General features: G+C 62.2%; 1 protein-coding gene and 1 pseudogene. Both read right to left on the minus strand.

What is annotated here, in order from left to right; translation table 11 throughout:
• A partial coding sequence (locus AC1DB0_RS29840; protein WP_476758827.1) for a flagellar motor protein MotB occupies window positions 1-236 on the minus strand: 236 nt, incomplete at its 3' end.
• Window positions 237-249: 13 nt separating this feature from the next.
• Window positions 250-413, minus strand: a pseudogene (locus AC1DB0_RS29845) (flagellar motor stator protein MotA); the annotation flags it as partial.

Here is a 413-nt window from a genome sequence, read left to right on the forward strand (position 1 = left end):
ATGCTGCTCTTGTCGCCGCCGGCAATCGCCACCTTCAGCGGCGTGCGGAAGTACTCCGCTACGCCTTCCAGCGTCTTCGGCGAGACCGAGCTCAGCAGCCACATCACCATGAAGAAGGCCATCATCGCCGTCATGAAGTCGGCGTAGGCAATCTTCCAGCTGTGGTTGCCATGCGGCTTGGCGTGCGACTTGGCCTTGCGGATGATGATCGGACGCAGATCCTGGGCGCTGCTCATGACGTCTCTCCGGTCAGGTCAGGCTCTTGACTTCGCGGACGTGGTCATCGAGCTCGAGGAACGACGGCCGCACCGTGGAGTACAGGACCTTGCGGCCGAATTCCACCGCCACCAGCGGCGCGTAGCCATTGAGCGAGGCGAGCAGCGTGACCTTGATGCACTCGTACATCTTCACGC

Source organism: Achromobacter sp. 10T422, from assembly GCF_056394065.1.